At 52.6% G+C, this 8,761-nt stretch carries 9 protein-coding genes; 6 read left to right on the top strand and 3 right to left on the bottom strand.

All coding sequences use genetic code 11. The features are described from left to right. Nucleotides 1-266: 266 nt before the first annotated feature. The 3 genes from H3O04_RS31435 to H3O04_RS31425 form a co-directional block, all read right to left on the bottom strand. Nucleotides 267-1,007 (bottom strand): hypothetical protein, encoded by a 741-nt coding sequence (locus H3O04_RS31435; protein ID WP_202589179.1) that lies wholly within the window; start codon nt 1,005-1,007, stop codon nt 267-269. A gap of 91 nt (nt 1,008-1,098) precedes the next feature. Further along, nucleotides 1,099-1,827: a hypothetical protein gene (locus H3O04_RS31430; RefSeq protein WP_202589178.1), complete on the bottom strand. Its 729-nt coding sequence runs from the start codon at nt 1,825-1,827 to the stop codon at nt 1,099-1,101. Next, a complete protein-coding gene (locus tag H3O04_RS31425) occupies nt 1,808-3,445 on the bottom strand; it encodes an RNA-directed DNA polymerase (protein ID WP_202589177.1) in 1,638 nt (545 codons plus the stop codon). The genes H3O04_RS31430 and H3O04_RS31425 overlap by 20 nt, the downstream gene beginning before the upstream one ends. 229 nt (nt 3,446-3,674) lie before the next feature. Between H3O04_RS31425 and H3O04_RS31420 the strand changes: the two genes are divergently transcribed. The 6 genes from H3O04_RS31420 to H3O04_RS36385 form a co-directional block, all read left to right on the top strand. Next, nucleotides 3,675-4,214 carry a hypothetical protein gene (locus tag H3O04_RS31420; RefSeq protein ID WP_202589176.1) on the top strand — a complete coding sequence of 180 codons (540 nt, stop codon included), beginning with the start codon at nt 3,675-3,677 and terminating at the stop codon, nt 4,212-4,214. Further along, nucleotides 4,214-5,593, top strand: a complete 1,380-nt coding sequence (locus tag H3O04_RS31415) for a hypothetical protein (RefSeq protein ID WP_202589175.1) — start codon at nt 4,214-4,216, stop codon at nt 5,591-5,593. The genes H3O04_RS31420 and H3O04_RS31415 overlap by 1 nt, the downstream gene beginning before the upstream one ends. Continuing rightward, nucleotides 5,590-6,762, top strand: a complete 1,173-nt coding sequence (locus H3O04_RS31410; protein ID WP_202589174.1) for an XRE family transcriptional regulator — start codon at nt 5,590-5,592, stop codon at nt 6,760-6,762. Before H3O04_RS31415 ends, H3O04_RS31410 begins: the two co-directional genes overlap by 4 nt. After that, nucleotides 6,737-7,372 (top strand): hypothetical protein, encoded by a 636-nt coding sequence (locus H3O04_RS31405; RefSeq protein ID WP_202589173.1) that lies wholly within the window; start codon nt 6,737-6,739, stop codon nt 7,370-7,372. The genes H3O04_RS31410 and H3O04_RS31405 overlap by 26 nt, the downstream gene beginning before the upstream one ends. Nucleotides 7,373-7,512: 140 nt before the next feature. Next, entirely contained in the window at nt 7,513-8,397 is an 885-nt protein-coding gene (locus tag H3O04_RS31400) for a hypothetical protein (protein WP_202589172.1), read from the top strand. Nucleotides 8,398-8,494: 97 nt separating this feature from the next. Next, nucleotides 8,495-8,761, top strand: a 267-nt coding sequence (locus H3O04_RS36385) for a hypothetical protein (protein ID WP_237666501.1), incomplete at its 3' end; no start/stop codon positions are given.

The raw sequence follows: 8,761 nt of genomic DNA, 5'->3' as shown, positions 1-8,761 counted from the left end.
CGTGCACCCGCCACTCCAGCTAACTGACGTTGGAAGCTTCGACGTCAGTTCTGTAGAACGTTTCCGAAACCGGCGCTTTCGGCCAGGAGGTCGGCTTCCACACCCTTTCTTCGTGGAGATGCCCTCGCATCGGCACTGCTTCTTGGAGCTACTTTCCTGCAGCCGCGTCCTTGCGGCATTGGATTAGGGCGCTTCTTGTGCTTCAGCAACATCTCTGCCGCTGGCCACTTGGTGAAATCCGTTAGCGGGTCCGAACTCGCCGCGTTTCATAATTCCGCGCGCGAAACCTGCCGAGCATAGACAAATCCCTCAGTTGTGGTTATTGGTATGGTTTCTGGACTGCAGAGCATGTCACGCTTCGCGATGTTGTTCGCTGCCGTGTACGACTCGTCAAGTTCCTTGACAACCCTCTTGTCCTTAAGAGCATCAATTGCGCGGCAGGAATCTGCAATTTCATTTGTGATGTTATAGATGAACTTGAACATATCGAACCCAAGCTCATACACCACACCATCCAAGCACAAACTCGGCTTTCGGCAGAAAAGATTCATGTTCCGCAGAAGCTCGGCGCAATCATCATAAATCAATGAAATCGCCGCCATTTCCTCAACAATATATCGTTGCTTTGCAGCGTAGCTTCGGTTCTTTTTATCGACGGTATTGTTATCGATAAATGACTTAACGCTTATTGCAAAGACTTCAAGCGGAACTATGATGTGTTGCGAATGACTAACGACAACACCTGGTTCGATTCGGACGTTCAGTCTTATCTCGTCAACATCACCAATGTGGTGAAAGTAATTTCTCACCATTCGCAACAGCTTAAATTCTGGAATCGTCTTTATGTTGCAACCAAATAATTCTTTCAGCTTGTCAGCCAATGAATGCAGATTGTTCAGGTAGGTGAAAAGAGTGTTGATATCTCGTCTACCCTCAAAGCGAAAATCTAACAATTCCTGCTGACTGTGAAAGTAGCGATCAATAAATGTATATTTTTCGTGTTCCACGATTTCTTTTCGACGAACCAAAATGTCTAGTATGGGGCATATAGCCTCACGATTGTCAATAGATTGCTAAACCCCGCGCGGGTACAGCGCTTCATTGAAATCCGTCACCAGAATCAAGCAGCGCGCGGAAAACCTGTAGCACTTCCAGCTTCGTCTGACCTGCCGCCACAACGTGCAGCAATGCGTCAAATCCGAATCTCACGGACATGCTCAAGCGAGGATTGAGCAAAATACAGTCAGACCACTCTTCTCCGCGCCCTTCGATCGCCGCAGCGTAGCTGAGGAGCCAGTACAGAAGTACTTGACGATAGTCAGCCATTGAAAAATTCTTGTGAGCGCACTTAGTTTCAACTAGCGTCCGGTCAAACGCAAAATCACCCCGCCCTGGCGCTACCCATCCAAGCCCGGGTACCTTCGGTCCAATCTCAACCTCCTTGCCGCCGGCAACCTCTGAAAGCGTGCTTGTCAGGTTCTGGGCAATCCTCTCGGAAATGAGCCTGTCCTGCTGTGCAATTTCAGCAGGAATCTCTGCGTCAAAATATCGACGCTGCCGGCTCAAAGCGCTGGCCTTGGCGTCCTCCCACATCAGTGAGCCAGTGGCTAATACACTTTCCGCGCAGGCGATTCCGAGTTCAAACAGCATTGCGTTCTGCAAGGTACTACTTTCGATGAGCGCCTGGCTAAGGGGAGGCGTCGACAAGAGCGTCCGAGTCTGGTTGAGATGAACGACAACGCCCGTGGTTAGCTGCGGAAATACAACCTCAAAAATCCCGGGAACGTTGCGCGCTACAGTACGGGGGTCATGCAAAGTCTTTTTCATCTTCGCACCATTGCAGAAAGGCCTTGGCAAACGTGTCCTTCTGGCTCTGCGCCTCAATCCCCAGTCTCAGTGATGTCGTCATATTCGACAACAGTTGCCGCCTAACCGCATCACCTTGATCGCCAAACGAATAGGAGGCTAGCCATAGCGAGCGCTGGCATTCCGGCGTCATGCTTGACCAGTTGTTGCGAACTGCGTTGATCGCGGGCCGGTCGCTCCAGCGTCTCCAGCACTCGATGCAGGCGCGCTTTACCGTTTCGGACCGAGTCGAATCGAAGACCTTCCGCACGTAGACCGCTCTGGACTTCGTAGGACCACCATAAAGCGTGCGCAGATAGTGCAGTATGCTTCCCTCCACCTGCAATAGATGCGAACTTTGTTCAGGAATACGGTCGAGATACCAGTCAATGGTCGCATGAATCTCTTGGAACCCAAGGTCCATGCGAACTGCATAAACACCCCGCATAACGGAAGCCCACGAACCACGAAACGAATTGAGGTTCTTAGGCTCTAGAAGCGTGGCGATAAGACTAATCGCCGCTTTGGGCGCCACCAAACGCAAAGTCCTGGTGATCTGCGTAACCAAAAAGTTATCGGGAAGACCTTTGTCCAGTTCCTGATTGAGAATTGCCTGAACTTCCAGACCGGCGACGGTATCCCTCAGTGACTCGTAGTCATCCAGCGCGCTGTCCGAATACGGATCGAAATGCAAATCGATTGAAACGAGGCGAGCGGCGTTTTCCCCTGCTCCGCCGAGTTGAGCTGAAACGAAGTCACGGTAGTGTTTTGCTGTAAGGATGACTGTCTTCGTCTTGTTAAGACTCAGGCCATAGTTTCCGAGCGCGTACGACAACGTAGAAAGTGCTCGATACGCGTCCTCCGCGGAGTTGGCGACAAGTACATAGTCGTCGACATACCGCAACCATATCAGACTACTACTCGTAAGTTCGTGGTCTATCGCGTTCATGAAGAGCTCCGCGAAAATTCTCGACGCCTGGCCCCCCACCGGTAAACCGAATGACCGTCCCGACGAGAACTTGCCAAGCAGGGCATTGACCTGGTTCCCCAACCTGCCATCTGGAAACACGTCGTTCAGCGCGTTTTGCAGATAGTGGTGGGAGATGTGCTCGTAAAAACTTGAAACATCCGTTTGAACAACAAACAACTCATCTTGCGCAGCAAGGATCAAGCTGTCTTCGCGGAAGCGCCGCCAACTTGCAGTTCGGTCGAATAGCTCGTGCTCGCCTGCCCGGTCATAACGATAAGACTTGGCCCCGGGGTCACGGCCATCCTCAATCGCCTCAGCAACGGCTACCGCCAAACCATTCAGATATATGCTCCAGAACGGATGGATCTTCGTGGTGATGCGAAACCCAGAGGAACCAGCTGGAGTAAGAAGCCGCTCATGAAACACCGTTAAGGCGTCGACCTTCTTGTCGCTGTTTGTCGGCCCATCACTTTTCAGTTGGTTCCAGAAGGCAAACGCGGCAGACGCCACTTCATCCTGCTTTGCCTTAACAAAGCGGGTGTCAATATCGAACGGCAATGTGTCGTTGTCACCACGAGCGCCAATGTCTGCGGCCGCACGCTGAAAGTGATGCAAGGTAACTTCTGGCATAGCTTAAAGCCCGATCTCACGGCATCCAAACGGAATAATGACTCTGCGCGTTGCCGACGCGGCAAACGCCTGCCCGCGCCCAGATTCGCGCACCCTTGCGCTCCTTCGTCAACAGCAGCGCTGCCAGCATACACTCGCCACCCAATCTTGACAATGTCGGATTTTTGGAATTTAATTCTGACATACTTGGAGGCGTGCGATGAGCGACGGACCACACAGAAGTCTGCCCATGCGAAAGGCTTGGAAGGAGCTTGCCAAGCGTGGAGACCAGTCTACTTACGACCTGGAACAGGTCTCGGACGCCGCCAGGCACGCGCTCGCGCGTGACTTCAGAAAAGAAGTCGACTACTCGATCATCAAGGCCCTCAAGGACGTGTTCACGGGGCGCGACAATTCCTTGCGTTTGCCAGAAATTGCCCTTCAGCAACTTGAGGAAGCAAGAACCCTAGCGGCCGGGTCCGTATTCGGACTCAACGCAGTCGCTTGGGGCATTTATGTTGTGAACAGCGGCCATCTGGACGAAGACGCATTCCTTGAGGCAATAGGCTTTGCTGCCAAAGAGCGCGGCATCGCAAACACGCGTCAGATTGAGGAGCATTACCTCAGAAATTCCAACATGCGGCGCGCTAACGATCTGGGAGTGCGGCTGTACACCGCCATCTCAGGGATGTCAGAAAAGCAACTGGGCTTGGCCCTCGTGGCACCAGAGACGACTCACAAGTCCACGCTGAGGAAGCGGTCCGATCTGAGCGACGGGGTGCCATTGTGATGAGCAAGAAGTCGCAATTCATCGAGCTCAAGGGACTTGCCGTCGACGTCGTTGAGATGGGCTCGCGGCCACGCAGAGGAGCGCTTGCCTGCAGACTGGAAACTAACATCAGCTTTGACACCGAGGTTCTCGAGACTTTCTCATCCACCAACTGGCAGCCTGTGGTCTACGACGCGCTCGTCGTTGCGGCAGCAGTCGAGTTTTGTGACCGCAGCCTTGCTCGCAGCAGCATGAACTGGGGCCGGCGCTTTCACGTGTACATCCCTGTTCACGACCCCGCGAGGTGGTTGGATCGTTCCGTGTCCAGTGCACTCACCAACGCGCTGAATTTTCTCACCGGCGACGATTGGCATTTTCATTTTCGCGCCCGCAAGGCAAAGGCGGTTCTTCCAGCGCAAAATCGATTGGAGTTCCCCTCCAATGCTGAGGCCGTCATTGCTTACAGCGAAGGAATGGATTCACGCGCCGTGTACGGACTGGAACATCGACGGCTTGGGAACCGGTTGGTTCGCGTGCGCGTTGGTACCAAATGGCACGATGTACCCAAGAAGAAGCGACTGATAGCACCGTTTGCGGCGTTACCCTATGAAGTCAAGCTAGACGATGATAACGCAGAAAACAGCGCGAGAAGTCGTGGCTTCAAGTTTAGTCTTATCGCTGCTATCGCGGCATATCTTATAGATGCGCCTACGGCGATTGTTCCAGAGAGTGGTCAAGGCGCCCTCGCCCCAGCAATGTTACCGGTCGGACAAGGCTACGCCGATTACCGGAATTACCCCGCCTTCACCGTGCTAATGGAGAAGTTTGTTTATGCGCTGTTCGGGCATCGACTCCGCTACTCCTTTCCGAGAATCTGGAAGACCAAAGGAGAGACGTTGCGTGAATTCGTCGACGTGTATGGTGACTCTGCGAATTGGCTTGAAACCCGATCTTGCTGGCAAAATGCCAGACAAGTATCTGTCTCAAAGTCGAGGCGACAATGTGGAATTTGCGCAGCCTGCCTGTTACGCCGGCTAAGTGTTCACGCTGCCGACCTGTCTGAACCTGAAGACAAGTACGTTTGGGAAAAGCTCACCTCGGCTACGTTCGAAGCGGGTGCGGCTGCAGGATTTAATCACATTACCAAGGCTCTTCGCGAGTACGCGATAGCCGGGACTCTTCATTTCGACCACCTCGCTGCGATTCGAGATTCAGGAAGCTTTGATCTGGTCAAACGCAGAGCAACGAGCGACCTATCTGGATCGCTCAAGGAGCCCCTGGAAAGCGTTTCCCGGAAGCTGGACCGACTTCTGGAACAGCATGCAAAGGAGTGGTCGGCATTCACGAACGATCTCGGACCCCAGTCGTTCGTCAGGAAATGGATGGATAAAGCATCATGACCAAGTCTACTCAAGAACTAAGCCCAGTCGAACTTGGTGAAAGACTCAAAATTGCACGGGAAACCGCGAATATCACCCAAGATGCTGGAGCGAAAGCTGCTGGCGTTGCTCGCACCACGCTCGTAGCAATCGAGAAAGGTCAACGCACTGCTCGAATTGACGAGCTACAGGCGCTCTGCCGTCATTATGGGATATCGGTCAATTCCCTACTTCGCCGCGAAGCCGTCCACGTTGACCTCATTCCGCGTTTTCGGTCGCTTCCCGAAACGGCCAGCGAGGGAATCGAACAGGCCGCACGTACCCTGAATGATCTTGTGAGAGCCGAAGTCGAGCTCGAAAGCGTTCTTGGCATTCAACGCCAGCGAAATTATCCTGCAGAAAAGACGATAATGCCTGGAGACGTCCGGGCCCAAGCAGAACATGATGCGCAAAACCTAAGAAATTGGCTTGGTCTCGGAGAAGGACCAGTCCAGAACCTGTTCGCACTTCTGGAGCTACAGCTTGGCATCCGCATTTATAGTCGAAAACTTGCATCATCAGTATCGGGCTTATTTGCTTACGACGATGCCGTCGGAGCATGCATTCTGATTAATGCAAACCATCGGCGGGACCGTCAGACGCAAACGGGCGGACACGAATTGGGGCACTTCATAGCGACTCGCCGGCGACCTGAAGTCTTCCAAGATGAAATGCACGATAATTCCCGCGAAGAGCGCTACGCAAATGCTTTCGGACGGGCGTTCCTCACGCCAACGCGGGCGGTGATGGAAAAATTTAGGGAATTGACTACGGGGGCAACTCACCTTACGCGTCGACATGTGATTCTCCTGGCTAGCTACTTCGGAGTATCTCGGCAAGCTATTGTCACCAGGCTAGAAGAACTAGGCCTGACCAAGAAGGGAACTTGGGATTGGTTCAAGGATAATGGCGGCATTACCGATGAACAGGTCCGGCAAGTCCTCGGGGTGCCTGAACACGATACCAACGTTGATAACCCGCAATCATCGAGGCTCTATCTGTTGGCGATAGACGCCTGGAAGAAGGATTTGATTAGCGAAGGTCAAATGGCGGAAATGCTCAAACTTGATCGGCAACGCGTTCGAGAGTTGCTCGACGAGGCTGCGGCGGAAGAGGACGAGGCGCATGACCTGTTCAAGCTGCATTACTAACGAAGATTCGGAGCTCGTGCTGGACGCCAGTGTGATCATCAACTTGCTGGCGACAGGCCACTCCAGCTCAGTCCTGCAAGCGCTCGGCGTCCCAATCGTGGTCACCAACGTCGTCGTGCAGGAAATCCAAAAGGGATCAGTAGATGGTCGGCGGGAAGCTGTACAGTTGGAGCAGCTGATATGCGATAAATTTCTACGCGTTGAAAAACTTGAAGGACCGGCGTCCGAAAGCTTTCGTGAACTGGTTGGTGGTTCGGTCTCAGACTCGCTCGACGACGGTGAAGCCGCGACCCTAGCGTTTGCTCACAATAGCGGTTTTACCGCTGCAATCGACGAGAAAAAAGCGACACGAATCGCCGCGGCACGTTTCGCGTCACTACGCCTTGTGACGACTGTCGATATTCTTGCTTACCGTTCCGTGCAAACACGATTGGGGACTCAGGCATTGGCTGAAGCGATGTTTCGCGCGCTTCGATTCGCAAGAATGCAGGTTCAGGAGCGCCAGTTCGATTGGGTCTCTCAGCTCATCGGACAAGAGAATGTTCAAGCTTGCTCGACGCTGAGGCGACATGTAAGACGGAAGCTCGCCCTAAATGGACCGGGAGTGTGAACCCGCACAAAACTGCACACAGGTATGCGAGAAACCTCTTTTGCAACCGAAGGCTCCGGCGTTGCTGTGCCATCGGCTATGCCTAATTTCATCCACGCTCGCGAAGCCTTGATCTCGCAGGGCACTCCTCAGGAACTGATATGACGCGAATCTTTGTCGTAGATATGAACGTTCTTCAAAGTTCACAACTCGCAGGTTTGCTCTCGACAGACGTTGAAGCGCAATTTGTCCTTCCCGACACAGCCTTTGTCGAGATGAGCAAACACGAGGAATGGGAGCTTACGATGTCGCGAGCGCTGGCGGTTTTTGCCGGGCATACATCCAGGCTCTCGATTTCCCTCTCAACCGGCGAGATTCTAAGAAATGAGCTTTCGTCGCTAGTGTCGAGCGATTCGAGCGCTCTTCTCTCTGCCGAGCTCAAAGCTTTCGCCGCTGATCTTATCGAAGAATTTGCGCACGGCCGCAAGGAAAACGCACGTCTGCTTGTCGAGAGTAAGTTCGATGAGGTCCGTCAAAAGCTGATCGCTGAAGAACTTAACGCGGTGCGAGCAAAGCAACAAACTCACGAAAGTCTTGTGAAATGGAAGGCTACGCTGAAGGCCGAGGTCGTTTCGGCCATCCGGAAACCGAATGCCGATCACACATTTTTTCTGAGTTTTGTGCAACTCAATGCCCAAATCTTCTGCGAAGATTTTCTTGAGTCAGAAGGCGTCAAAGCAGCTGATGCAGTGGCATTCATAGAGAAAAAACCGATGATACTACGCTACTTTTATGCACTGACGCGACATATCTTACTAGCTCTGAAGAACGGTGGTGACATTTCATCGATGAAAGCGGAGAAAGAGCTAAACAACCAATTGGATCTCGATTACGTGCTCATTGCCACATACTTCAATGGCCTGCACACAAGTGACAAGGATGCGCAAGCAGCCTATCGCGACATCACCGAGATTTTGGCGACACCAATGCAGGTCGCTCATCAACGTGTCAATCAGGGCCTGAGGGATCTCGGTCTGCTGGCATAGCTGGCAATATCCGGCGTATCCGCTGGAGCCAACATGCAACGACTCCAGCTATATCGCTTGCAGCGTCACAATTGATTTGAAACCGTCGGGAGGGGAAATGGCAAATACGATACACATCAACTCTGGTGTTGACATAATCGGAACAAAGATTACACGAACAACAGGCTCTTTTTCGGCCAAGTACATACCAGCATTATGTCTCATCATCGAAGATACGCTAGCCAGAGCCGTGATTGACTGCCTATTTAGCGAAGAAATATACATTTCGCGCAGATATATCTATTCTGGCGCATGGGCAAATCAAGCCTCCTGTCTTTATGGATTCTTTACCTACGGTCTCGAGTTAAGCGAAAATTATCAAATT

The organism is Burkholderia sp. KCJ3K979, from assembly GCF_016759955.1.
Classification (GTDB): domain Bacteria; phylum Pseudomonadota; class Gammaproteobacteria; order Burkholderiales; family Burkholderiaceae; genus Burkholderia; species Burkholderia orbicola.
Note: the sequence above shows the minus strand (reverse complement) of the source record. Positions and strands in the feature narration are given on the sequence as shown.

Coding starts and splice junctions, on each gene's coding strand:
- H3O04_RS31420 (WP_202589176.1), top strand. CDS start 3,675: ATGCGAAAGGCTTGGAAGGAGCTTGCCAAGCGTGGAGACCAGTCTACT.
- H3O04_RS31400 (WP_202589172.1), top strand. CDS start 7,513: ATGACGCGAATCTTTGTCGTAGATATGAACGTTCTTCAAAGTTCACAA.
- H3O04_RS31430 (WP_202589178.1), bottom strand. CDS start 1,827: ATGAAAAAGACTTTGCATGACCCCCGTACTGTAGCGCGCAACGTTCCC.
- H3O04_RS31425 (WP_202589177.1), bottom strand. CDS start 3,445: ATGCCAGAAGTTACCTTGCATCACTTTCAGCGTGCGGCCGCAGACATT.
- H3O04_RS31410 (WP_202589174.1), top strand. CDS start 5,590: ATGACCAAGTCTACTCAAGAACTAAGCCCAGTCGAACTTGGTGAAAGA.
- H3O04_RS31405 (WP_202589173.1), top strand. CDS start 6,737: ATGACCTGTTCAAGCTGCATTACTAACGAAGATTCGGAGCTCGTGCTG.
- H3O04_RS31415 (WP_202589175.1), top strand. CDS start 4,214: ATGAGCAAGAAGTCGCAATTCATCGAGCTCAAGGGACTTGCCGTCGAC.